This is a genomic window from Superficieibacter sp. HKU1 (assembly GCF_029319185.1).
In the GTDB taxonomy this organism is placed as follows: Bacteria; Pseudomonadota; Gammaproteobacteria; order Enterobacterales; family Enterobacteriaceae; genus Superficieibacter.
In genome coordinates this window covers 2,151,997-2,176,423 of record NZ_CP119754.1, presented here as the reverse complement: position 1 = coordinate 2,176,423, position 24,427 = coordinate 2,151,997, and the positions used below count along the sequence as shown (strand labels likewise).

At 54.0% G+C, this 24,427-nt stretch carries 22 protein-coding genes and 1 pseudogene; 6 read left to right on the top strand and 17 right to left on the bottom strand.

Going from position 1 to position 24,427, the window contains the following annotated elements:
- Positions 1-146 precede the first annotated feature (146 nt).
- The 3 genes from P0H77_RS10360 to P0H77_RS10350 are packed head-to-tail and all read right to left on the bottom strand — an operon-like array spanning position 147 to position 2,154.
- Complete coding sequence (locus tag P0H77_RS10360; protein WP_004110842.1) at positions 147-884, bottom strand: SDR family oxidoreductase; 738 nt, start codon at positions 882-884, stop codon at positions 147-149.
- A 22-nt stretch (positions 885-906) separates the two neighbouring features.
- Positions 907-1,683: a carboxymuconolactone decarboxylase family protein gene (locus P0H77_RS10355; RefSeq protein ID WP_276164811.1), complete on the bottom strand. Its 777-nt coding sequence runs from the start codon at positions 1,681-1,683 to the stop codon at positions 907-909.
- Between the two features lie 12 nt (positions 1,684-1,695).
- Entirely contained in the window at positions 1,696-2,154 is a 459-nt protein-coding gene (locus P0H77_RS10350) for a cupin domain-containing protein (RefSeq protein ID WP_276164810.1), read from the bottom strand.
- Positions 2,155-2,332: 178 nt separating this feature from the next.
- Between P0H77_RS10350 and P0H77_RS10345 the strand changes: the two genes are divergently transcribed.
- Positions 2,333-3,244, top strand: coding sequence for a LysR family transcriptional regulator (locus P0H77_RS10345; RefSeq protein WP_276164809.1), 912 nt, complete (start codon positions 2,333-2,335; stop codon positions 3,242-3,244).
- Positions 3,245-3,409: 165 nt separating this feature from the next.
- On the opposite strand, the gene P0H77_RS10340 is transcribed toward P0H77_RS10345, so the two are convergent.
- Positions 3,410-4,150, bottom strand: coding sequence for a GIY-YIG nuclease family protein (locus P0H77_RS10340; RefSeq protein WP_276164808.1), 741 nt, complete (start codon positions 4,148-4,150; stop codon positions 3,410-3,412).
- 225 nt (positions 4,151-4,375) lie between these two features.
- Here P0H77_RS10340 and P0H77_RS10335 point away from each other — a divergent pair, with 225 nt between their 5' ends.
- Both P0H77_RS10335 and P0H77_RS10330 read left to right on the top strand, forming a co-directional pair.
- Positions 4,376-5,227: an aldo/keto reductase gene (locus P0H77_RS10335; protein WP_276164807.1), complete on the top strand. Its 852-nt coding sequence runs from the start codon at positions 4,376-4,378 to the stop codon at positions 5,225-5,227.
- 26 nt (positions 5,228-5,253) lie between these two features.
- Entirely contained in the window at positions 5,254-6,243 is a 990-nt protein-coding gene (locus P0H77_RS10330; RefSeq protein ID WP_276164806.1) for an aldo/keto reductase, read from the top strand.
- Positions 6,244-6,267: 24 nt separating this feature from the next.
- Here the strand turns inward: P0H77_RS10330 and P0H77_RS10325 are convergent.
- Together P0H77_RS10325 and P0H77_RS10320 are read right to left on the bottom strand one after the other, a co-directional pair.
- Positions 6,268-7,002 (bottom strand): annotated as a pseudogene (locus P0H77_RS10325) (LysR substrate-binding domain-containing protein); the annotation flags it as partial.
- A gap of 89 nt (positions 7,003-7,091) precedes the next feature.
- Positions 7,092-8,708 carry a peptide ABC transporter substrate-binding protein gene (locus P0H77_RS10320; RefSeq protein ID WP_276164805.1) on the bottom strand — a complete coding sequence of 539 codons (1,617 nt, stop codon included), beginning with the start codon at positions 8,706-8,708 and terminating at the stop codon, positions 7,092-7,094.
- A 138-nt stretch (positions 8,709-8,846) separates the two neighbouring features.
- Here P0H77_RS10320 and mpaA point away from each other — a divergent pair, with 138 nt between their 5' ends.
- Positions 8,847-9,560, top strand: coding sequence for a murein tripeptide amidase MpaA (mpaA, locus tag P0H77_RS10315; RefSeq protein ID WP_276164804.1), 714 nt, complete (start codon positions 8,847-8,849; stop codon positions 9,558-9,560).
- Here the strand turns inward: mpaA and ycjG are convergent.
- Positions 9,551-10,516, bottom strand: a complete 966-nt coding sequence (gene ycjG / locus P0H77_RS10310; protein ID WP_276164803.1) for an L-Ala-D/L-Glu epimerase — start codon at positions 10,514-10,516, stop codon at positions 9,551-9,553. The genes mpaA and ycjG overlap by 10 nt on opposite strands.
- A 90-nt stretch (positions 10,517-10,606) precedes the next feature.
- Here ycjG and tpx point away from each other — a divergent pair, with 90 nt between their 5' ends.
- Positions 10,607-11,113 (top strand): thiol peroxidase, encoded by a 507-nt coding sequence (tpx, locus tag P0H77_RS10305; RefSeq protein WP_276164802.1) that lies wholly within the window; start codon positions 10,607-10,609, stop codon positions 11,111-11,113.
- Between the two features lie 50 nt (positions 11,114-11,163).
- Here tpx and tyrR read toward each other — a convergent pair whose 3' ends face one another.
- The 3 genes from tyrR to P0H77_RS10290 form a co-directional block, all read right to left on the bottom strand.
- Complete coding sequence (gene tyrR, locus P0H77_RS10300; RefSeq protein WP_276164801.1) at positions 11,164-12,705, bottom strand: transcriptional regulator TyrR; 1,542 nt, start codon at positions 12,703-12,705, stop codon at positions 11,164-11,166.
- Positions 12,706-12,832: 127 nt separating this feature from the next.
- Positions 12,833-13,900, bottom strand: a complete 1,068-nt coding sequence (locus P0H77_RS10295) for a YcjF family protein (RefSeq protein ID WP_276164800.1) — start codon at positions 13,898-13,900, stop codon at positions 12,833-12,835.
- Positions 13,897-15,294, bottom strand: a complete 1,398-nt coding sequence (locus P0H77_RS10290) for a YcjX family protein (RefSeq protein WP_276164799.1) — start codon at positions 15,292-15,294, stop codon at positions 13,897-13,899. Before P0H77_RS10290 ends, P0H77_RS10295 begins: the two co-directional genes overlap by 4 nt.
- 157 nt (positions 15,295-15,451) lie before the next feature.
- Between P0H77_RS10290 and P0H77_RS10285 the strand changes: the two genes are divergently transcribed.
- Positions 15,452-16,462, top strand: a complete 1,011-nt coding sequence (locus P0H77_RS10285; RefSeq protein WP_276164798.1) for a LacI family DNA-binding transcriptional regulator — start codon at positions 15,452-15,454, stop codon at positions 16,460-16,462.
- A 40-nt stretch (positions 16,463-16,502) separates the two neighbouring features.
- Here P0H77_RS10285 and P0H77_RS10280 read toward each other — a convergent pair whose 3' ends face one another.
- The 7 genes from P0H77_RS10280 to P0H77_RS10250 are packed head-to-tail and all read right to left on the bottom strand — an operon-like array spanning position 16,503 to position 24,412.
- Positions 16,503-17,405: an OmpG family monomeric porin gene (locus tag P0H77_RS10280; RefSeq protein ID WP_276164797.1), complete on the bottom strand. Its 903-nt coding sequence runs from the start codon at positions 17,403-17,405 to the stop codon at positions 16,503-16,505.
- 59 nt (positions 17,406-17,464) lie between these two features.
- Positions 17,465-18,550, bottom strand: coding sequence for an ABC transporter ATP-binding protein (locus P0H77_RS10275; protein ID WP_276164796.1), 1,086 nt, complete (start codon positions 18,548-18,550; stop codon positions 17,465-17,467).
- Positions 18,551-18,560: 10 nt separating this feature from the next.
- On the bottom strand, positions 18,561-19,223 hold the full coding sequence (gene pgmB / locus P0H77_RS10270) for a beta-phosphoglucomutase (protein WP_276164795.1): 663 nt from the start codon (positions 19,221-19,223) through the stop codon (positions 18,561-18,563).
- Entirely contained in the window at positions 19,205-21,490 is a 2,286-nt protein-coding gene (locus P0H77_RS10265; protein ID WP_276164794.1) for a glycoside hydrolase family 65 protein, read from the bottom strand. Before P0H77_RS10265 ends, pgmB begins: the two co-directional genes overlap by 19 nt.
- Positions 21,487-22,542, bottom strand: coding sequence for a Gfo/Idh/MocA family oxidoreductase (locus P0H77_RS10260; RefSeq protein WP_276164793.1), 1,056 nt, complete (start codon positions 22,540-22,542; stop codon positions 21,487-21,489). Before P0H77_RS10260 ends, P0H77_RS10265 begins: the two co-directional genes overlap by 4 nt.
- Positions 22,543-22,552: 10 nt before the next feature.
- Positions 22,553-23,341, bottom strand: coding sequence for a sugar phosphate isomerase/epimerase (locus tag P0H77_RS10255; RefSeq protein WP_276164792.1), 789 nt, complete (start codon positions 23,339-23,341; stop codon positions 22,553-22,555).
- 18 nt (positions 23,342-23,359) lie between these two features.
- Entirely contained in the window at positions 23,360-24,412 is a 1,053-nt protein-coding gene (locus P0H77_RS10250) for a zinc-binding alcohol dehydrogenase (protein ID WP_276164791.1), read from the bottom strand.
- Positions 24,413-24,427 lie beyond the last annotated feature (15 nt).

Sequence of the window (24,427 nt, the reverse complement as noted above, 5' to 3'; positions counted from 1 at the left end):
TTTTTGGGCGCGAAGTAGCCCGCAAAAAATTCAGGTTTGAATTTCCTGTGTTGAAAGATGCGTTATCTGGTAATGCTTTTTTTATATCCGGATGATATAAACCATCCGGAAATAAGGCAGATGTCAGCTACCCGCCTGGTTGTGTTTCAATAAACCTGTACGGTCGGCCGGAAAAGTATTTCGTTAACATCCACGTCGTCAGGCTGGCTGATGGCAAATGCAACGACCCGCGCAAAAGCCTCTGCCGGGATCGCATTCTCGTAGGTTTTCGACATACCTTTCGCTATATCTTCGTCGGTGATGGTTTTAGTCAGTTCGGTATCTACCGCGCCGGGAGAAACAATAGTTGTGCGGATATTCCAGGGCTTCACTTCCTGACGCAGGCCTTCTGAAATAGCCCGTACGGCCCATTTGGTACCGGCATAGACAGCTCCGCCGGGCCCAACTTTGTGTCCGGCTACTGATGACACGTTGATAAATTGTCCGGACTTCTGGGCTTTCATATACGGCAGAGCGGCGGCAATACCGTAAAGTACGCCCTTAATATTCACGTCGATCATCCGGTCCCATTCATCCACCTTCAGCTTGTCGAGCATGGAACTCGGCATTAAGCCGGCGTTATTGATGATGACGTCAATACGGCCGTGCAGCTCTACCGCCCGGTCAACAAGGGACTGGACTTGTGTACGGTCCGTCACGTCGGTGCGGAGTATGGCTCTGGCATCCAGCCCCAGTTCGCCGGCAAGTTGCTCAAGCTTCTCCATACGGCGCGCGCCCAGGACCACCTTTGCGCCCAGTTTCGACAGGTGTCGGGCTGTTTCTGCTCCCAGGCCGCTGCTGGCACCGGTGATGACGATGATTTTGTTTTCGATACCCTGAGACATACTGTCCTCCTGTAAGGAATGGTTATTTCGATTCACGCTGCTCAAACACCGTTTTGAAAACCGGCGCTGCTGAGAAAGCATTAGGCCACCCGGCATAATACGCAAGCTGACTCAGTGCGCCTGAAGCCTGCTGCCGGGTCAGGCCGTTATCCATTGCCCGGTTAAGGTGCGGCGGTATTTGCTGTATCTGCCCGTTTGCAATAAGGGCAGACACGGTCACCAGACTTCTGTCCCGTGGTGCAAGCCCAGGGCGAAGCCACAATTCCTGGAAAAGCACATCGGTGGTATCACTGACAAGCCCCGGCGCCGCGCTACCGATACTCTGTTCCACACGGGCAGCGCGCTCTGCTTCTGCTTTTTCATCGATCGGCAGAAGCGTCTCCTCCGCGCGAGGAAGCTGTTCAGCGTTAATTCCTTTTTGCAGGAATATCTCTTTCGTAACTGCTGCGGCCGTAATGGCATTGCCCCAGCCAGCATAGAACGCCAGCTGCGTGATGGTCTCAGAAAGCTCCGCCGGCTTGACACCGTTTTTCAGCGCCAGCTCCAGTTGCTCCGGTAAAAGTACGGTCTGGTTCCGGGCAATGACCGCGGCAACGGTAACGAGGCTGCGATCGCGTGGCGACAGATCGTTTCGTTTCCACAGTTCTCCTGCCAGCCTGGTGCTGGCATAACGCCCGAGAGCAGGAGAGACCACCTGTATATCGCTATCCGATAACGGGCCCCTCTGTGCTCCTGTTTCGGCGATGGCGCCCCCCGAACCCAGAGAAAGCGCCAGTGCCACTGCCGTTGAAGTTTTCATCTGACCTCCGGATTACTGATACTGTTTGTCAGAGACGAGCTCCTGCCAGTCCACGTTTTTACCGTCCACCATATACGTCATGGCCAGATGGCTCATGGGGGACGTCGCCGTGGCGCCATGCCAGTGGCGTACGGTGGCAGGGATCCAGACAACGTCACCCGGGGCGATATCCTGACGAGCCTTACCTTCTTCCTGAACCCAGCCTTTACCGGCCGTAACGATCAGCAACTGTCCGGCAGGATGAGTATGCCAGGCCGTACGCGCACCCGGGGCGAAATCCACCTGGCCCAGATTGGCACGCGTGGACTCGTTTGGTGGGAATAACGGGCTGACAACAGCATGACCCGAGAAGTTATCGGCCTTGCCGACAACAGAAGGTGTCTGCCCGTTACGGCGAATTTCAATGCCTTCGGCAGAAACCTGGGCGGCCCCCAGTACGGATATGGCTGCAGCAGCAATAATCGCTTTCATATTTCACCTCGCTGGTTACTTTCGGCTAAATGGCGTAGCGGATTACATAAATTCCCTGCAAATGAAAACGCCTTTTGCCGGGAGGAATGGTTATTTAGTGAACGAAGAAAGTATATCTGAGGACGCATTAAGTGATTAGATGGTAAAATGAGATTGAAATTATAAGGAGAACCTCTAAATGGCTGATGATAATCTGAATGCCCTTGCTGCATTTATGGTGGTGGCTAAGGAACAGAATTTCACGCGAGCGGCAAAACGTCTGGGTGTTTCACAGTCAGCGCTCAGTCAGACTGTTCGTGTTCTGGAAGCACAACTCGGGATCCGGTTGCTTAACCGAACGACCAGAAGAGTTGTCCCAACTGAAGCAGGGGAACGTTTAATCGCTTCAGTCGGACCTCAGATAGAGGATATTCAGCGGCAGTTAATGGTGCTGAGTGAATTACGTGATAAGCCAGCCGGTACAATACGACTTACCGCAACAGAATATGCAGCAGAGTCAATACTCTGGCCAGCAGTGTCGCGTCTCGTAAAAAAATACCCCGATATTAAAGTCGAAATTCTTACAGATTATGGGCTGACTGACATCGTAAGAGATCGTTTTGATGCCGGTGTACGTCCCGGAGAAACTATTGCCAAAGACATGATTGCCGTTCGTATTGCGCCAGATATGCGGATGACAGTGGCGGGATCTCCAGATTATTTCAGTAACAGGCATGTGCCCATTACTCCACAGGAATTGACAGAACACTGTTGTATAAACCTGCGCCTTTCCGGGCATGGAGGACTCTATGCATGGGAGTTTGAAAAGGACGGGCGAGAGCTGAATGTGCGAGTTGATGGTCAACTGGTTTTTAATACGGGAAGTATGATACTGAAAGCGGCGCTTGAGGGTCGAGGGCTAGCCTATCTACCAGAAGGGCAGCTTGAACCCTATATAGCATCCGGGGCTCTTGTTCGCGTACTTGAGGATTGGTGTGAACCTTACTCTGGATATCATCTTTACTATCCAGGCCACCGACAACCCACTCCAGCATTTAGCCTTCTAGTTGATGAACTTCGCTATTCAACACGCGAGAAGCATCAGAGTTAATCTTTCCTGATAAATGACGGTCAGCTATGAGCGAGAAGCGGACCTTCGCTGTTTACTACTACCGGATGTGCTTTGGTAATATCTGCGCATTTAATTGACGGCGAACAGGTCACACTCAACTAACTTTTTAGGTTGATATGACCGTAAGAAGAAAGAAATGCTCTTTTATTTTAGCTTCATCATGTTTGGTGTGATTACCTCAAAAGGTGCAACATCACCAATTGTGTAATTGAGTTGAAAATACTGTCTAAGCTCGACGCCACCAATAATGCGGGGTGAACCCGACTGATTGGCAGTTCGGTTAATCATTGCAGTGATAGAAGACATACCATCACGAAGAACAATCTTGATATTCTCACCGTCTTTACCAAATTTTTGAGAACTTATTACCGGCACATTGAAGAATCCTCGACGCCAGTATGTATCTGTCATGTTGAAAATGAATTGTTTAATACTACTATGTGTGATGATTTCAGATTCAGTTGATATTACTTCCTCACTCTTCAGTTCTGGCCTCTGAATTCCATTCCATTCAGGACTAATGGTACTAATGATCGAATCCTCAAGACCAGCAGCAAGGTTCAAGTGAAATTGCCCGTAGTGCATTAGTCCTGAGTCTGGAAGCACTAAGATATCAACGGCAACATTATTAGATAGCATCTCAATGATGTTAGCGTTATTTTTTATATTCGTAGATTGGGAAGGGCCTGGAAGTGAATAATGGTACATCCTGTTACGTAGTAGACGAGTAGTTTTACCAACGTACTTTACCTCACCATCACAAACAAATGCATAGAAGTTGTTCTTAACATCTGTGAATCTGTCATCGAGATGGTACTTCAGGCTGCCGTCTATAATCTGCCAGAATCCTACCTTGATAAAACCAATCTTGGTCAAACGATTCATGTTAGGGTTCCATATGGGGAGAGTAAAAACATTATACATACTGAACTCCTCATCGTAGCTTAACAAAGTTTGATGTCAGTGAGGTCCGCTTCTGGCACAAAGCCGACCTTCCTTCCCCCTCTAAATTAATGAACACATCTAATAAACCCTAGCTAATTACCCCATCTAATCGAATAAATCAGTTTGCGTTATGCTTTTCCAACACAACAGCTGAAGGATAACGTCATGCAAACTGTAAAACTGAATAACGGGATTGAAATGCCCCTGCTGGGCTTTGGTGTCTTCCAGATGACGGATGCCGCCGAATGCGAAAGAGCGGTTATTGATGCCATCGATACGGGATACCGCCTGATCGATACCGCCGCGTCTTACCAGAATGAAACCCAGGTCGGGGACGCACTGAAACAGACCGGTATCGCCCGTAACGAACTTTTTGTCACAACCAAACTTTGGCTTCAGGATACGAACTATGAAGGTGCTAAAGCCCAGTTCGAACGTTCTCTGAACCGGCTGCAGCTTGATTACGTTGACCTGTACCTGATTCATCAGCCTTATGGCGATGTCCATGGGGCATGGCGTGCTATGGAAGAACTGCACCAGGCAGGCAAAATTCGCGCCATTGGCGTCAGCAACTTCCATCCTGACCGACTGGCCGACCTTATCGCTTTCAACAAAATCGCCCCTGCGGTGAACCAGATTGAAGTGAATTCCTTCAACCAGCAGCTGCATGCGGTTCCATGGAATCAAAGCCGTGGCATTCAGCCGGAAGCCTGGGCTCCGTTTGCTGAGGGTAAAAATGGCGTGTTCCAGCATCCCGTGTTAACGGCGATTGGTCAGCAGTACGGCAAAAGCGTGGGTCAGGTTGTGCTGCGTTGGATCTTCCAGCGAGGCATCGTTTCACTGGCGAAATCGGTGCGCAAAGAACGTATGAAAGAGAACATCAATATTCTCGATTTTGAACTCAGCGCTGAAGATATGCTGCAGATTGCCGCTATCGATACCGCCACCAGCGCTTTCTTCTCCCACCGCGATCCTGCCAGAGTTGAATGGTTGGCCGGCCGCAAACTGGATGTTTAAGTCGCGATAAAAGAGGTATTCATTCAATGCAAAAACGTTATCTGGGTCAATCCCGACTCGAAGTCTCCGCGCCTGGGCTCGGCTGCATGGGCTTAAGCCACGGCTACGGCCCGGCGACCGATACCCGACAGGCTATCGAGCTCATTCGCGCAGCGGTTGAACGTGGCGTCACCTTCTTCGATACCGCTGAAGTGTATGGTCCCTTCCTTAATGAAGAGGTTGTCGGTGAAGCCTTAAAACCATTTCGTGACCGCGTGGTCATCGCCACCAAGTTTGGTTTTACTTTTGGCGACGACAACAAGCAGCAGATTTTAAACAGCCGTCCGGAGCATATCCGTGAAGCGGTGGAAGGATCATTACGCCGTCTTAACACTGATGTCATTGACCTGCTATACCAACACCGTGTCGATCCGGATGTACCCATTGAAGATGTTGCGGGTACGGTAAAAGACCTGATCGCTGAAGGCAAAGTTAAACATTTTGGGCTGTCCGAAGCGGGTGCGCAAACCATTCGTCGTGCGCATGCCGTACAACCTGTCACGGCCCTGCAAAGCGAATACTCCATGTGGTGGCGCGAGCCTGAGCGAGAGATCCTGCCGTTGCTGGAGGAACTGGGTATTGGTTTTGTGCCCTTCAGCCCATTAGGCAAAGGCTTCCTGACGGGATCGATCAAGCCAGGAACCACTTTTGGCAAGGATGATTACCGCAGTACCGTGCCGCGTTTCGCCGGGCAGGCGATTGAAGCCAATGCAAAGCTGGTCTCATTGCTGGGTGAACTGGCGGCAGAAAAAGGCGTGACGTCTGCACAAATCGCGCTGGCATGGCTGCTGGCACAAAAGCCGTGGATTGTGCCTATCCCTGGAACCACGAAACTGCACCGGCTGGAGGAAAACCTGGGGGCCGCCGACATCATTCTGTCGCAGGATGGTTTACGCCAGATAACCCAGGCGCTTGAAACCATTGAAATCGTCGGCGAACGTTACTCTCCTGAACATCAGGCTCGCGTGGGCCGTTAATACCCGGACGGGTCTACGGACCCGCTATTCCTGGTAGCGAAGTGCATCGATCATCAATGCAAACGCGGGCGGATGCTGCTTGCGGCTCGGGTAGTAAAGATAATATCCGGGAAAAGAGGGGCACCAGTCCTGCAGAACCTGAATAAGCTCTCCTGACTTTATAGAATCCTCCACCCTGTCCTCAGGTATACAGGCGATACCAAAACCGGCTAACGCCGCATCAATCCTTTCCGCCTGCAGATTAAACGTGACCTGCCCTTCCACTCTGACCCTTAACGGTTTCCCTTCCTTCTCAAATTCCCAGTGGTAAAGCCCACCGACAGTCGGCAGGCGCATATTAATACACCGATGATTTTGTAACTCATGCGGCGTTTCAGGCGCAGGGTTTGCAGCGAAATAAGATGGTGCCCCCACTACGGCCATTCTCATGTCCGGGCCAATTCTTACCGCAATCATGTCCTTATCCACGCTTTCACCCAGCCGGATCCCGGCATCAAAACGCCCCTCAACAATATCGACAAAGCCGTTATCCACCACCAGTTCGAGATTGATTTCCGGGTATTCCCTGAGGAAGGGTTTTAACTTCGGCCATACAAGACTTCGCGCGGCATGCTCCCCGGCAGATAAACGAATATTGCCGGAGGCGGTGCCGTTCAGTTGAACAAGCGATTCCAGCTCCTGCTCAAGATCGGCAATACGCGGTTCAAGGCAGGCAATAATTCTCTCACCGGCTTCCGTAGGGGCAACGCTTCGGGTCGTGCTGGCCAGAAGGAAAACCTGGCGCAATAAGCCGCGCCAGCTCCGGGTTTATCCGTGATTACCCTGCGTTAACAAGAAACCAGTACCGATCAGTGCTTAATAATATACATCGTCCGGCTATAGGCGACGTCTTCCGGATTATTGATCGGATAGCCTTTCAGCCACGGTTTAATCAATCGTCCATTGGTGTACTGATAGACAGGTGCAATCGGGGCCTGCTCCGCGATAATATGCTCAGCGGCGTTGTAATCGGCATTTCTCGCCGCCGCCGTCGTTTCCAGCGTCGCCTGCTTGATAATTTTATCGTACGCCGGTTTTTTGAAGCGGGCGATATTTCCGCTGTGCGTTGACGTCAGCAGCGACAAAAAGGTGGAAGGTTCGTTGTAATCCCCTACCCACGATGCGCGGATCACGTCAAAATTACCGGTATTACGCGAATCAATATAGGTTTTCCATTCCTGATTTTGCAGCTTAACGTCCACGCCGAGGTTTTTCTTCCACATCGATGCCACGGCAATCGCAATTTTCTGGTGGTTCTCAGAGGTGTTATAAAGCAGCGTCAGCTTAAGCGGACGATCCGGGCCGTAACCTGCCGCCTGAAGCAACGTTTTCGCCTGCGCATTACGTTCCGCCTGACTCATCTGTTCAAACTGCGTTTTTTGCGGCGTGAAGCCTGCCGTGACGTCTGGGGTAAAATGCCATGCCGGTTTTTCGCCGGTACCCAGCACTTTCTCCGCGATCAGACTACGGTCAATAGTCATGCTCAGGGCCAGACGAACCCGCGCATCGGCAGTCGGTCCTTTCTCGGTATTAAAAGCGTAGTAATAGGTTCCAAGCTGCGGCGGCGTATAAACCTGACCTGGAATATCCTTAAGCAACTTCTGATACAGGTTTTTCGGGAAGGATTCGGTAATATCAATGCCGCCAGCCAGATAGCGTTTGGTGGCCGCTGATTCCTGGTTAATCGGCATAAAAGTGACTTTTCTGAGAACGGTATTGGCGTTATCCCAGTAGTGGCTGTTCGGCTCAACCACCAGTTTCTCATTAACCACCCGCTCTTTTAACACATACGCGCCGTTACCGATGAGTTTACCGGGGCGGGTCCACTCTTTGCCGCTTTCGGCATTGGCTTTTTGCACCGGATAAAACGCAAAGCTGGCGGTAAGGCTTGCAAACCAGGGAAGCGGTTTATCCAGCTGAACGCGGAACGTATGGGCATCGACAGCGCTCACGCCCAGTTTATCTGGCGTCATTTTGCCGTCGATAATCGCCTGCGCGTTATTAATTCCTGCCAGCGCGGCAAACCAGGCAAAGGGAGACAGCGTTTTAGGATCGGCCAGCCGCTGCCAGCTGTAAACAAAATCCTGCGCCGTTACCGGCGTCCCGTCCGACCAGCGGGCATTATCACGTAATGTAAATGTCCAGACCCGATTATCACTGGACTGCCATTTACTTGCGACGCCAGGGACAATCTCTCCTTTTTCATTTTGATTAACCAGACCTTCAAACAGATCGCGGATAACCTGTATTTCCGGCAGTCCAACGGCTTTTGCCGGGTCCAGCGTCGCGGGTTCATCTTTAATATGGCGCACCAGTTCCTGTTTCTCAGCCAGCACCGTGCCAGGCGGGATCTCCGCAGCAAATGAAAAAAATGAAAGCGAACTAAAACACAGCGCACAGCAGGTTAATGAAACAGGATACTTCATGAGCTTCCCCGGCAATTGAAAACAGATTGAATTAATTATTTGTTTTGCTTAATAGAAATGCAAACGACTTATGTCAGGAAATTGACGTTGCCACAAATTACTATACTGTGAGAGCAAATGGATTGTTTGAGGTGAACGATGACAATAACTCGCCCCCGTACCGAACGCGGTGCGTTTCCGCCCGGTACCCTGCACTATGGACGCTCATTACTTGGCGCACCGCTACTGTGGTTTCCTGCGCCGCTGGCCGAGCGCGACAGCGGATTAATTATTGCCGGAACCCATGGCGATGAAAACGCATCTATTGTCACCCTCTCCTGCGCGTTGCGTACTCTGGCCCCTGAACTGCGGCGTCATCATGTGGTATTGACGGTTAATCCGGATGGCTGCCAGCTCGGGTTACGGGCAAACGCTAACGGGGTCGATCTCAACCGCAATTTCCCGGCGGCAAACTGGAAGGCAGGCGAAACGGTCTATCGCTGGAACAGCGCAGCGCAGCAGCGCGATGTGGTGTTGTTGACCGGCGACGCGCCGGGTTCAGAACCGGAAACCCGGGCGCTTTGCCAGCTGATCAAGCAGATCCACCCTGCGTGGGTAGTTTCCTTTCACGATCCGCTGGCCTGCATTGAGGATCCGGGCCATTCGGCACTCGGAGAATGGCTGGCGGAGGCGTTTGCCCTTCCGCTGGTGGGCAGCGTGGGCTACGACACCCCTGGATCGTTTGGTAGCTGGTGTGCAGACATTAACCTGCCCTGTATTACCGCTGAATTCCCGCCGATCTCCAGCGATGAAGCCAGCGAGAAATATTTATCAGCTATGACCGATCTGCTTCGCTGGCAATCTCAGAGGTGAAGTTCACCGGTAGTAAAATGCAATGACGGCTCCACGTCGGCAGCAAGCCAGGTGGGGCCGTCCAGATCGGCAAAGCGTACCTGATTAACCAACGGTAGCGCGGCCGTTATTGCCCGCGAGGTGCACAACATACAGCCCAGCATCAGGCCAAATCCTTGTTCGCGCGCGTCCTGTGCCAGCGCCAGCGCCTCAGTCAGGCCGCCGGTTTTATCCAGTTTGATATTGACCATCTCATAGCGACCACGCAGCCCGTCCAGGCTGTCGCGGGTGTGGCAACTTTCATCGGCGCAAATCGGCAGCGGATGAATAAAGTTTGCCAGCGACTCATCCTCTCCGGCGGGAAGCGGCTGTTCCAGCATCGCGACGCCCAGATCCGCCAGCAGTTGACAGCGTGAGGCTAACCCTTCGCTACTCCAGGATTCGTTGGCATCGACAATCAGCGTCGCCTCAGGAACGGCGGCGCGGATAGCCACGATACGTTCGCTGATCAGGTGATCGTCCATTTTAACTTTCAGCAGACGCGCCCCCTTTTGCCACAGCGTTGAGGCGCTGGCGGCCATCTGTTCCGGCGCACCGATGACCACCGTTTGCGCCGTCAGAATCTGATGCGGCAGTGCGACGTTGAGATAACCGGCCAGGGTTTGCCCCGCTTTGCGCGCGGCCAGATCCCATAAGGCACAGTCAACGGCGTTACGCGCCGCGCCTGCGGGCAGCATGTGCTGGATTTGCTGCGTCGTCGCGCCTGCTTCCAGCTGTTCATGAACCGTCATGATCTGCGCCATGACTGAGGCAATACTTTCACCGTAGCGAGGATACGGTGTACATTCGCCGACGCCTTTCACACCGTCGTCTTCAATTTCAACCACCACCACTTTCGCTTCACTGCGGCTGCCTCGGGCGATAACAAACGGCGTATGTAGCGGCCAGGCTTCCTCATAAACTCTCAGGCTTCTCATTACTGATCCTCGCTAAAAGCGTTTGCTGTGTTAACGGCTGATGTCATACACTAGCGTCGGCGTTAATTATATGTAAACAGGAAGAAAATCATGTCACAACTCGTGCATTTCCAGGGCAATCCGGTCGCGGTTTCCGGTACTATTCCTGCGGCTGGCACTCCGGCTCAGCCTTTCACACTGGTCGCAAAAGATCTCTCCGATGTCACGCTCGCTCAGTACGCGGGTAAACGCAAAGTGTTGAACATTTTTCCAAGTATTGATACCGGCGTGTGTGCCGCTTCTGTGCGTAAGTTTAACCAACTTGCGACCGAAGTGAATAATACCGTAGTGCTGTGTATTTCTGCGGATCTGCCCTTCGCTCATTCGCGTTTCTGCGGTGCCGAAGGTCTCAGCAATGTAGTCACCCTCTCCACCCTGCGTAACCCTGAGTTTTTGCAGGATTATGGTGTTGGCATTGAGGAAGGCGCGCTGAAAGGGCTTGCTGCCCGTGCCGTGGTCGTCATTGATGAAAGCGATAAAGTCGTCTTCAGCCAGCTGGTAAATGAAATCACCACTGAGCCTGACTACGCGGCGGCGCTGGAAACGCTGAAAGCCTAAGCGTCGCGTTTCATGAAAAAAGGCCCATAACGACTATGGGCCTTTAATTTTTACTCTTCGCCTTTTTTCTGGCTCAGCCCATATTCACGCAGTTTATTGGCAATCGCGGTATGCGACACGCCCAGGCGTTTCGCCAGCTTGCGGGTGCTCGGGTAACTCTGGTAGAGCCGGATGAGAATAGAACGCTCAAAGCGGCTGGTAATATCGTCAAGCGTGCCTTCCATCGCCTCTTCCCCCGGCAACTCAAGCTGGACATCGGTCGTCGGTAACAGAATATCCTGCGAGCGCAGTTCATAGCCTTCGAGCTGGGTCAGCGCGCGATAAATAGCATTCTTTAACTGGCGCACGTTACCGGGCCAGGCATAGCGGGTCAAAACCGCGCTGACATCGGCGGCAAGTTTTGGCCGGGCAAGCCCCTGCTCATCGGCAAAGCGGGCGACAAATAGCTCGGTCAGCGGCATGATATCCTGCGTTCTCTCACGCAGCGGCGGCAGGTTCAGGGTCAGGACATTCAGACGGTAGTACAAATCCTCGCGGAATAGCCCCTTCTGCACCAGTTCCTGAAGATTTTTTTGCGTGGCGCAAATCACCCGCACATCGACGTGAATTTCATGATCCTCTCCGACGCGGCGGAAGGTGCCGTCATTGAGAAACCGCAGCAGTTTTACCTGCATTCGCGGCGACATCTCGCCAATCTCATCCAGCAGGACCGAGCCGCCGTTAGCCTGCTCGAAAAAGCCTTTCTTGCCTTCCGGCGCGTGGCCGAACAACTCGCTTTCCACCGCATCTTCAGGGATTGAGGCGCAGTTGAGCGCCAGATAAGGCTTCGCGGCGCGCGGGCTGGCCTGGTGACAGGCATGGGCAATCAGATCTTTCCCGGTCCCGGTGTCGCCAACAATCAGCAGAGGCGCCGTCAGCATCGCCAGTTTGCGCGCCTGCTCAACCACATGGCGCATTTTCGGGCTGACAGCGACAATCTGGCTGAAGGCGCTGACATCCTGGGCGCTGACATTTTGCAACTGACGGCCCATCCGCACGGTAGAGCGTAGCATCACCACCGCGCCGGTCAGCAGCGGCTGAGCATCTTCCCCTTCAAGGAAGACCGGGGTGATCTCCAGCAGGAAATTTTGCCCGTTTACCACCACATGTTCGGTATGAGAGTCGGTGGGCTTATTTTCCAGCCAGCGCAGGAAGTTAAAATCGCCAATCAGTTGACCAATATTGTGATTGCGCAAACGCTCCTGACTCTGCCCCAGCAGCTGACAACAGGCCGGGTTAGCCAGCTCAATTTTGCTTTTGGTATCCAGCGACATCATCGGGTCAGGCATGGCTTCGAGCAGCGCGCTAAGCGCCAGATGTTCTCGCTCAGAGGGCATCCACGGCACGGTGCGGACATCGGTCACCCCGGCGATGCGGCGGATCTCCGCCATCAGACGGCTGAAAGAGTCGAACTCCAGTTCGGAAAAGTTAAGATAAATACGCCCAACGGGGTCGATCTCAATGCCGCGCAAATCGATACCGCGCAACACCAGCAGATCGAGCAATTCGCGAGCCAGACCGAGACGATCTTCACAAAAGACTTCAAGACGCATGGGATTTTTCCCTGAACAGTCAACGATGATAAGAATAATAAGCTACCCGCAGGCAATCGGGAAGATAGCTGTCAACAAATATTGACAGCTTAGTGGAAAAGTGACGTGTGGGAGCGTAATTATGTGCTTATTGTGAGCGGTCGCCCGGCGTTTTGTTGCGCTGGAGGGTGTCTTTCAGCTGACCGACAAGTTGACGGCGAAAATCGCCCAGACGCGGCTTATCATCGTCAATCCACGGTAATGGACGGCACAGTTCCATGGCCTTAATACCCAGCCGGGCGGTGAGTAATCCCGCGCCGATACCCTGCGCGGCCCGGGTTGACAGCCGGGCGGCAAGATCCTGAGACATCCAGTCCATTCCCACTTCCCGCACCAGCTCACTGGCACCGGCAAAGGCCATGTTCAGCAGCACCAGGCGAAACAGGCGCAGGCGACTGTAATACCCCAGTTCAATACCGTACAGAGCAGCAATACGATTGATAAGGCGCAGGTTACGCCAGGCAATAAACGCCATATCCACCAGCGCCAGTGGGCTAACGGCAATCATCAAAGTAGACTCAGCCGCCGAACGGCTGATTTCACGCCGCGCCTGCACATCCAGTACCGGCTGCACCAGATGGGCATATAAGCTGACAATCTCCCGGTCGTTTTGCGTTTCGTGGATCGCAGCATACCAGCGCTGTAAGGCAGGATGTGACTGGTCAATACCCGCCTGGCGCGCCAGCGCTTCACAAAACGCGCGCCCTTTACCGGTTCCATGACTGGTAAGTAACTCACGCGCTTCGTCACGCTCGTGCGCCCGCTGGCGCAGCCGCCACAAACGTCGCCATTCGCTTGCAACTGAGCCAACGCCCGCGCCGACGATCAGCGCTCCGGCGGCACACCCCCCAAGCGCCACCCAGTCCTGGGTGTGCCAGGCGTTCATCGCCCACTGGACGCCCTGCCCGACCACGCTGACGCCAAACAGCGCCAGACCCGCCATCACCATCTTACGCCACAGGCTGCGTTTTGGACGCAGTACCGCCGTCACGGCGGCTTCTGCTGGCCCTTCATCAAGGAGCGGATCGTCCGCGACTGCCGGAGCAAACGTTTGTGAGTCGACATCGTTAAAGTGGCGGGACGCCCTGAACGACTCTTCCCGTTCGGCTTCCAGCGGGCCGGCAAAGTCAATACGCGGCTTGAGTGGTTCAGTCATCGCAATTTATCCCCAATTAAAAATTCCAGTGCCGCGTCGATGCGGATGTGCGGTAACGGCTTATCGACGTCCAGCACCGGCGGGCGAAACGCTCCAAATTGAAACCCCTGCTGCTGCCAGAACGCCTGGCCCGGCAGCCGGGCGGGAACCTCACCCGGATAGACCGTCAGCGGCGTACCGTCATCAAGACGATGTCCCCGTAGCGCAGGCACTTTTTCACCCTCTACGTCGATCACCCCGCTTTGCGTCGCCTGCACCGAGGCGAGACCAAGGCAGTCCATCGCAATACCTTCAAAGGCCGCGTTCTGCCAGGCGTCCTGAATCAGCTGTTGTAGCAGCGACACCATATTGGCGTGCTGATCGAGAGTCACATGATCGGCTTTGGTGGCGGCGAACAGCAGTTTATCAATCACCGGCGAAAAAAGGCGGCGGAACAGCGTGCGCTGACCGTAATGAAAGCTCTGCATTAATTGCGTCAGCGCCAGGCGCATATCGTTAAACGCCTGCGGGCCGCTATTGAGCGGTTGCAGACAATCCACCAGCACAATCTGCCGATCAAAGCGCAGGAAGTACTCTTTGTAAAAGCCTTTAACCACCTTCTCACAGTAATAATTAAACCGCTCGCGCAGCATGCCCGCGTTAGTCTGTCGCCCTGCCTGCGCCAGAGCGGATTCGCCAGTCTCATCAACGTTTGGCCACGGGAAAAACTGGAGCGCGGGGGCGCCTGCCATATCGCCGGGCAGCACGAATCGTCCGGGCTGGATAAAATGCAGCCCTTCGGTTTTGCACTGGTGCAAATACGCGGTCCAGGCGGCGGCAATCTCCGCTAGCCGGTTTTCATCGGCGGGGGCCAGCGGATCAAGACCCTGACAAAGCTCGCGCCATTTCAGCGACCACTCCGCACGCTGTCCCTGTAGTAAGCCGGTCATCTGCCGGGACCAGCTCAGATAATCCTGCGCCAGCATCGGCAGATCGAGCAGCCATTCTCCAGGATAATCAACGATTTCCAGATACAGCGTTGAGGTTTCTCTGAAGTGACGCAGCAGCGAATCGTTTGAGCGAAAGCGCAGGGCCAGGTTGATCTCGCTAACCCCACGGGTCGCCGTCGGCCAGGTCGGCGGCAAGGCGTAGAGCTGGGCCAGTCCTTCATCATAGGTAAAACGGGGAACGCCGAAGTCGCGCTGCGGTACCCGCTTTACGCCTAACAGCCGCTCTTCACGCGCGGCGCTCAGCAGCGGCAACCGCGCCCCTGCATGGAGGTTCAGAAGCTGATTGACCATCGAGGTAATGAACGCCGTTTTACCGCTGCGGCTCAGGCCGGTTACCGCCAGACGCAGGTGCCGGTCCACACCACGATTCATTAGCGCGTTTAATTCGTTTTTAAGTCGCTTCATTCCCTTCCCTTTCTGTCTGTCGCTGCTGCCAGGCGGTGTAGCCTGAGTATACAAAATGGGGTCAGGTTGTTGTTAATCCAACCACTGTTATTGTAATCAGACCCATCTCCAGTAAGATAGTCACAATTTAGACGCTATGACGGAGCAGTCTGGAAGTATGTCACCCACTATTTATGATATTGCCCGCGTATCCGGCGTGTCGAAATCGACGGTTTCCCGCGTATTGAATAAGCAGACCAACATTTCACCCGAAGCGCGGGAAAAAGTTCTGCAAGCCATTGAACAATTAAACTACCAGCCAAATAAACTGGCACGAGCGCTAACCTCCTCGGGTTTCGATGCGATAATGGTTATTTCTACCCGCTCAGCGAAAACCACGGCAGGCAACCCTTTCTTTTCAGAGGTGCTCCACGCTATCACGGCAAAGGCTGAAGACGAAGGATTTGACGTTATTTTACAGACCTCGCACAGTTCTGAAGACGATTTACAGAAATGCGAAAGTAAAATTAAGCAGAAAATGATCAAAGGCATTATTATGCTCAGTTCCCCGGCTGATGAGTCCTTTTTTGCCCGGCTGGACAGTTATCATGTTCCGGTGGTCGTGATTGGAAAAGTTGAGGGGCAATATCAACACATTTGCTCTGTCGACACCGATAATTTCCGCGATAGCATTGCCCTGACCGATGCGTTGATCCAGCGCGGTCATAAAAATATTGCCTGCCTGCATGCGCCTCTTGATTACCACGTTTCAATCGACCGTCTTAATGGCTATAAAACCAGTCTGGAAAAGCATCATTTCCCGCTGCGGTCGCAATGGATCATCGATGCAGGATATACCCACGAGAGTGCACTTGACGCGGCGCGAACGTTATTAAACCAGCCGCAGTTGCCTGACGCTGTATTTGCTACCGACAGTTTTAAAATAATGAGTTTATATCGCGTCGCCGCGGAGAAGAATATAAGCATTCCCCAGCAGCTTGCGGTAGTGGGCTATAGTAATGAAATGCTCTCATTCATACTGACACCATCGCCAGGAGGGATTGATGTCCCCAGCCGCGAACTAGGGGAGCAAAGCTGCGACGTGCTGTTTAAGCGGATCGCCGGCAAAGCCAGTCCGCAGGCGATCACGGTGAAAACGCAAATATCCCTTACCGCCTCGCTGGCCTGAATACCAGCCCGGCAGATGCTGGCTACCGGGCCGGGAATTATCAGAAAGAATAGTTCACACCAACACCTGCATAGTGGAAGCGATCGCGTTCCCCTTCATCATGATTTTCCCATTCGTAAGCGTATTCCACGGTCATTGAAAGGCCGTTCTGGAAATCATAAGCATAAAGCAGGCCGAGACGGTTGAAGTCATGCCCCTCGCGATCCGGATCGTCTCTCCAGTCCCAGTTAGACCAGCGATCCAGGCCAATCCGGGTATACGGCGTCAGCGTTGTATTGCCGAGAGAAATCGGCACGTAGGCGCGGATCTCCTGCGTGGAAAACTCCCCGTTATTGCGGTTCCCGGCGAGATTAAACCCACGTTCAAGATAATAGTTTACCGTCAGGCCAACGGTTTCATTGAAGGTATAATTCAGACCCGTTTCCGTTTCCACACGGCTGTCGGAATAGCCGGTCGTGCTCAGATCGTTGACGAACTGATACATCGCAAACCAGCCGCTGAAGCGCAAATCGTCCGACAGTTTCACATCCCAGTCCGGCGCGACTTTCCAGCGCTGCATATTGGCAGTATCCGCGTCTTCATTTACATAATGGTAGCCGTAATTACGGAATCCCCCGGTTAAACCAAAACTGAAATCATCGCTTTCCAGAAATTGATAGTGTACTTCCAGTTCAGGACGGTCAAACCAGGTTCCTCGTTTCCCCGCGCTATAATCTACCGGACCTTCCTGATAATATGCCACGGCAATTCGCCACGGTCCGTTCGCCGCATTAAAATAAATAGACGGTTCCGCCAGTCCGTCCATATCATCAGCCTGACCTTCGACGTTTTCACTTTCGTACATGGCACCAATATTAAAATGCCAGTCATTATTTTCAGCCGCCTGCCCGCAGGTTATACCCGCGCACATCGCCAGCGCGATGCCCTTAAGTAGAGTACTCATAATCCAGATTCCTTGTACAATCGAGATAATGCCGGGGCACTATTCCCGGCGCAGCTAAATTACTGAATTGCTATTTCGCTTTCAGTATCAAAAAAATGGCACTTGGACATATCAAAATGAATATTAATTTTTTCTCCGGCATGATAATCATTCATCGCTCCGGCACGGACCACTAACTCATGCCCCCCCACGGTGGTATAGAGCATAAATTCAGCGCCGGTTAATTCGGCGACGCTGATTTTTGCCGCAATACAATTGGCCTGCCGGGTTTCGTCAGGATGAATATCTTCCGGGCGAATCCCCATTACCACCGCTTTATGTTCATATCCCTGCTTTTGTAACACGGCCAACTTATTTTCCGGAATGGTTAATTTCAGCGTTTCCGTCACAAACATATTGCCGTCAATTGCACCGCGAATAAAATTCATCGCCGGTGAACCAATGAATCCGGCGACAAACATATTGGCTGGCTGGTTATATACCGTTTTGGGTGCCCCAACCTGCTGTACGATACCGTCTTTCAGGATCACAATTCTCGTTGCCATGGTCATGGCTTCGGTTTGATCGTGGGTGACGTAGATCATGGTGGTATTCAGTTTTTGATGCAGTTTGCTGATCTCCGCCCGCATCTGAACGCGCAGTTTGGCATCCAGGTTCGACAGCGGTTCATCCATCAAAAACACGCCCGCTTCGCGGACAATCGCGCGGCCCAGCGCCACGCGTTGACGCTGTCCGCCGGAGAGTGCGCCCGGTTTACGCTTCAGATAGTCACGCAGACCCAGCACGTTGGCAGCCCAGTTCACGCGTTCATCAATGACTTTGGCATCGATTTTCTGCATCTTCAGACCGAACGCCATGTTGTCGTACACGGTCATGTGCGGATACAGGGCGTAGTTTTGAAAGACCATCGCGATATTACGCGCTTTGGCCGGGACATCGTTCATCCGCACGCCGTCGATCATCAGATCGCCCGCGCTAATCTCTTCCAGACCGGCAATCATACGCAGAGTGGTTGATTTACCACAGCCTGACGGCCCGACGAAAACGATAAATTCCTTATCTTCAATTTCCAGAGTAAAGTCTTTAACGACATGCACCTGGTTGTCGTAAATCTTCTGGATATGCCGTAACGAAAGTTGTGCCATCGTAATTTCCTTATTTTGCGCGTTGCCAGAATGCCGATAAGCACGGCCACGTAAGTTGTTCGGTTGAGAGAAGTCGAAGCCCGGCATGCTGGAGATCCGTACCAATACCGATGGAGCGCATGCCGCTGGCATTAATAGCGTCAATTCCCGCCTGGGCGTCTTCGATACCAATGCAGTGTGAGGCGCAGACGCCCAGCCCGCGACAGGCCGCGAGGAAAATCTCCGGGTCCGGTTTTGAGCGGGCGATCTTTCCGGCGTCGGCACAGAACGTAAACAGTTCGGTAATGCCCAGCATGTTCAGGATGGTGGGAGCGTTCAGCGAAACCGAAGCCAGGCCGGTGGGGATCCCGCGCTGCTTAAGTTCCAGCAGCAGGTCATGGATGCCCGGCAGAATGGATTGCGCCGTAAGCTGGTTAAGCGACCCGACATAAATCCTGTTTTTACGGGTGGCCAGTTCGTCACGCTGCGCCTGAGAAAAGTCCGCTTCGCGCCCGCCGAAGTGCAAAATGCGCCGCAGTGACTCGCCACGGCTGATGCCCTTCAGGGCATTGTTAAACGCCTCGTCAATCTCAATACCAATCTCACTGGCGACCTGCCGCCAGGCATGAAAATGCAGATGTGCGGTGTCGGTAATGACGCCGTCCAAATCAAAAATTACGGCTTCCGGCTGCATAGCCCCTCCGTGGTCGCGGTCCCAGCCGCAGATAAAATAAAATCGCTTAACGCAAAGCTCGCCTCACCTTCCACGGTGACGTACTGGTCGTACAGCCAGAAACTGACGGAAGCCGCCGCTTCAATATTGATATGCTGATGCGTCAACGTGCAGCGCATGGCGACGCCCTGGCAGTGCAGCGGGAAAGTCATTTTTTGCCAGTGGGCCGGCAGGCGCGGCGCGAGTTTTACGCCTCCCTGATGCAGACTCAGCCCGGCAAAGCCCTGAATCGCCCCCAGCCAGATGGCGCCGGTTGCCGCAGCATGGATCCCGTCGTCGCTGCTGTGCGGCTCCTCGCCCAGGTCAATATCAATACCGTCGCGCCAGAACTGATACGCCTGCGGCACATCCCCACAACGCGCCGCCACAATTCCGTGAATCGCTTTACTTAATGAGGAGTCATGAATGGTGCGGGGTTCGTAGAACGCCAGGTTTGCCAGACACTCGCGGCGGGTGAAGCGATCGGGCAGCATATAATTCAGCATGACCACGTCCGCCTGCTTGAGGATCTGCATCTCGTTGACTTCGGCGCGGGAGTAATCCAGTAAAATCGTCTGCTTGCCGGCTTTCACCTTGTACCGGGTGAGATCAATAGCTGGTTTTGCGAGGAAGGTGTCATCCTGAGGCAGGACGCCATTTTCATCGCATTCAGGTAACCACAGATGCTGTAAAAACGCCGCGGCGCTGGCATAGAACGCCTCGTCTCCCCGCGCAAAATGGCGGGCAACATGTACCGCCTGCGCGACGTTATCATGCGCCATGTAGTTGGTGTAGGCGTTATTGTTGACGTGCTCGGTATATTCGTCCGGGCCAATAACGTCGTGGATTTCCAGACGCCCGTTGCACTCTGTGGCCCGGCTGATCCAGAACGTCGCCGTCTCAATCAGCAAATCCACCCCTTCGTGCGCCATAAAACGTTCGTCACCGGTAGCGTGCCAGTAAGCGATCACCGCCCAGGCGATGTCTGCCACCAGATGATGTTCTGCCAGCGCAGAGGCCACTTTTTGACGCACGCCGGTGCGGATATTGATCGCGGCAAATTCCGGCGTTTCTTCCTCACCACGGCGGGCGCTTTCCCACGGGAACAGCGCGCCCTGCCAGCCGTTACGCCGCGCTTTTTCACGTGCGCCGGGCAGATTATGCCAGCGGTAGCGCAGCAACTGGCGGGCAACGTCAGGGGCGGTAAACAGATGAAAAGGCAGAAGGAACACTTCGGTATCCCAGAAAACATGCCCTTTGTAACCTTCTCCGGTCAGCGCTTTCGCTGCAATGCTGCTGCGCTCGTCATGTTCCGGCGTCATGATGTGCAGATGATAGAGCGCGTAATCAAGCGCCTGCTGATCGCGCGGATCGCTGCCCTCGATTTCAACGCGGCTACGCTGCCAGAAACGACGCCAGGCGCTTTTCGATGCGCTAAAGAGGCTGTCATAACCCCGCGAGGCGCATTCGCGAAGCGCTTGCAGGCTTTGTCCACTCAGGGTTGCTGATTCGCGACGGCTATCGTCAGACCAGGTTATCCAGGTTATTTTCTCAAGGGTCACGCGTTCACCAGCTGCCACCTCCAGTGCGCTGTTTTGCAGCAGACGGCGGTTCTTCGCCGTAACGTTGCTTTGCGCTTCACCGCTGATATGGCAAAACGAAGAGATAACCACCTCCGCCGCGCCGTCCTGGGTGGTGTATACGCCCTGCAGATAGTGCTGGCCGAAAACCCGGACCTGGGTTTCATCCAGGTGCTGGCGTCCGGTGTTGGTTTGCGTGGCGTCAATGCCGGTGCTGAGCGAGATACGGGCTGCTGTATCCAGCGGCGTAATGGTTAAGCGCAGCGCGAACAGTTCCGGCTGGGCGGCAGACGCAAAACGCCGGCTTTCGATAGCGAAATGCGCACCGCACGGTGCCTGCCACACCACGGAACGATGAAGCTCACCGGTAGCAAAGTTCAGTTCGCGGTGCCACTGTTCAAGGTGTCCGCTGAGCAGAGAGAAAGGCGCGCCGTTCAGTTCAATTTGCACCCCGACCACGTCCGGCAGATTAACCAGCTCGTTGGTTTCCCCCTTTCCTGCCCGGTGATACAGCCCCGCAAGATACATCCCGCGGGTCTGCACCGTGTAATCTTCTTCATGCGTTGCCCGGACGCCCATGTAGCCATTGCCTGACGCCATCAGAGAGGCGTATTTATTCAGGCTGTGCGGGCTGAAACCCGGTTCGTTAAGCGTTGTGGCGTACATCATAACTCTACACATTTCCCTGTTTCGGCGGCCTGATACAATGCGGCCACCAGTTGCTGAATGATGCGTCCCTGCTCAGCATCTGCGATGGTGATCGGCTCGCCCTGCACGTGGCGGACGAAGGCGTCCATACTGCGGAAGTGACGGCGATCGTCGGCCTGCTCGCGCCTGGACAGCGTACGTAACTCGCCGTTGCAATCGTCGTAAATATGCATCGGGAACAGCGTCGCACCAGCCCGATCGCCGCAAAAAGAGACGTTCATGATCGACTGTTCCGGAATATTGAGCGCAAAAGAAGTCTCAAGGCGTAAGATGCCGCCGTTGTGAAATTCAAGGGTGCCGAACAGCGCGTCTTCCACGGTATACGCCGAAGGATCCCATTCACCAAACTGACCGTTGTTTTTGCGGGTGCCTATTTTCTGATAGCTGTGGGCCGTCACGTGTTTTACCGCCGGGAACCCCAGCACGTACATTGCCGCATCCAGCATATGCACGCCAAGATCGATCAGCGGTCCGCCGCCCTGAAGTGCTTTATTGGTGAAGACGCCCCAGCCCGGCACGCCGCAGCGGCGCAAGGCTCTGGCATTGGTGACATAAATTTCGCCCAGCGTACCGTCCATCACCTGCTGGCGCAGAAGCTGCGCATCCTCAGCAAAACGGTGATGGAAATCATAGGCCAGCACTTTGCCCGCCCGGCGCGCGGCCTGGCACATCTCTTCCGCCTGTTCTGGCGTCATGGCCGGCGGTTTTTCACACATCACATGACAGCCTGCCGCCAGCGCCAGCATCACATGTTCATGATGAAAGCGATTGGGCGAGCAGATACTGACGATATCCGGGCGAACGTCACGCAGCATAGCCTCGGGATCGTCCCAGGCCTGGGCATTACCGTATTTCTCTGCCAGCGCCTGCGCCTGGGAAAGGCGGCTGTCTGCGACAGCCACCAGTTCCAGATCGTCACGGGTGCAGTAGTACGAGGCGTGAACTTTATCCGCTACCTGCCCGGCCCCAATAATGGCGACGCGCAGCGGAGAAGTTTTCGTTGTACTCTTCACGTGTGACCTCTTAGCAGTGACGCAGCCAGGCGAGAGACTGACGATATGCTTCGGCCGGATCTTCCGCCCGCACGCGCCCTTCATAGACCACGTAGCCCTGATAATTGTCGCTGCGCAGCTGATCGAACAGCTGTTTGAAATTCAGCGTACCGGTACCCGGCTGGTAGCGATGGTTATCGGCAATATGCACGTGCCCCAGCAAATCGCGGTTGTCGTGCAGCGCTTTTGCCATATCATCTTCTTCGATGTTCATATGGTAAAAATCGCCGATGATCTGCGTGTGTTTGAGATCGTTTTCCACAATGTAGCGACGCGCGTCGGCCAGGGTATTGATCATATGATCCTGGTAGCGGTTCAGCGGCTCCAGATAAACGGTAGTGCCGGTACGGGCCGCCACCTTATCCAGTACGCGCAGCGAATCGCTGACCATTTTGCGGTCGCCTTCAAGGCTGCGCGGTGACACCATGGGCGGCAGACGGAAGGTAAACATCCCCCAGGCGGCTGGCACAATAATGCCTTTACCACCGACGTCGCTCAGCGCTTCCAGAATGCGTTCAATCTGCTGTAAGCCGTTCAGACGACGCTCTTCAATAAAATCGCCGATCCAGCCGTCATAGCCGCCGCAGGCGGTGGTCACCGGCAGGCCGGTTTCTTTGATCGCTGCTTTGACTTCTTCGATATTGTTGACCAGCAGTTTGCCGTCGATTTCAAAGCCGTCAAAACCCATTGCTTTGATATAGCGGAATTTTTCCAGGATATTTTCCGGGAAGAACGCCTGATTCTGTGTTCCGATTTTCATTTGCTGTTGTCCTTAACCTTAAAATGTCACGCCCATTTTGATGCTCAGATCCGGATGCTGATCGACATACTTCATGTAGCTTTCAGCGCTGGTCGCAAAAGTTACGACCGGTTCGATCAGATCGTCACAGTCCAGATAACCGTTCATCAGCAGTTCCCAGCAGGTCTCTTCGATACGCTTACGGTTCCAGCGCGGATAATCCGGGTTCGGTTCGCTGCAGGCGCGGGCGAAGACGATTTTCGCGTTGTTGAAGTGCGCTTCACGCCCGAGGTTGAAGCCTGCGCTAAAGGGTTTGGCGAAGGCCACGTAAGAGATAGTGCCGCCGTAGGCCAGGCCGCGCAGCGCGGATTGCAGCGCATCGGGATAGCCGCTGGTTTCGATGATGACGTCAGCGCCCTGCTTGCCGGTGATTTTTTTGATTTCCATACCGACATCGGTGCCGATGGGGCTCATGCAGTAGTCCGCGCCGTGGCGGCGGGCGATCTCGCAGCGATGTTCAATCGGATCGACGCCAATGACAACGGACGCGCCCGCTTTTTTCGCCAGCTGGACGGCAATTTGACCAATCGCGCCGAGGCCGATGATCACCACAAAATCACCTACGCGGACGTTGCCATCGCGTACGCCGCTCATCGCAAACTGCGCCGGGTCGTAGCACACCGCGTTTTTCCACGAGGCACCTGCCGGCATTTTGCGCAGCTTATAGTTGTTGACCGCGTTAACGATCACCGTCTCAGACAGCGGCCCATAGGTGCAGACGCAATCGCCAATCGCATAATCGGTGACACTGTCACCCTTTTCGACGATCTCACCCACCACCATGTTGCCCAGCTGGAATTTACCGAACTCAATACCACGTGCCGCCCCTTCCGGACGCGGCATAAACATCTGCCATTCCGCATTAAAGTCTTCATCAATAAACGGGCTGGCCGCGCGGAAATCCACCACTTCAGTACCGTGTTTCGGCGCGCCGAACATCACGCGGATTTTCACTTCACTGGCCGCCACAGCGCGGTCTTCATACTCAACAAGGGCCGCTACGCGCGGTTCAGTCGCTACTAACTTCTTCATTACAATATCCTTATT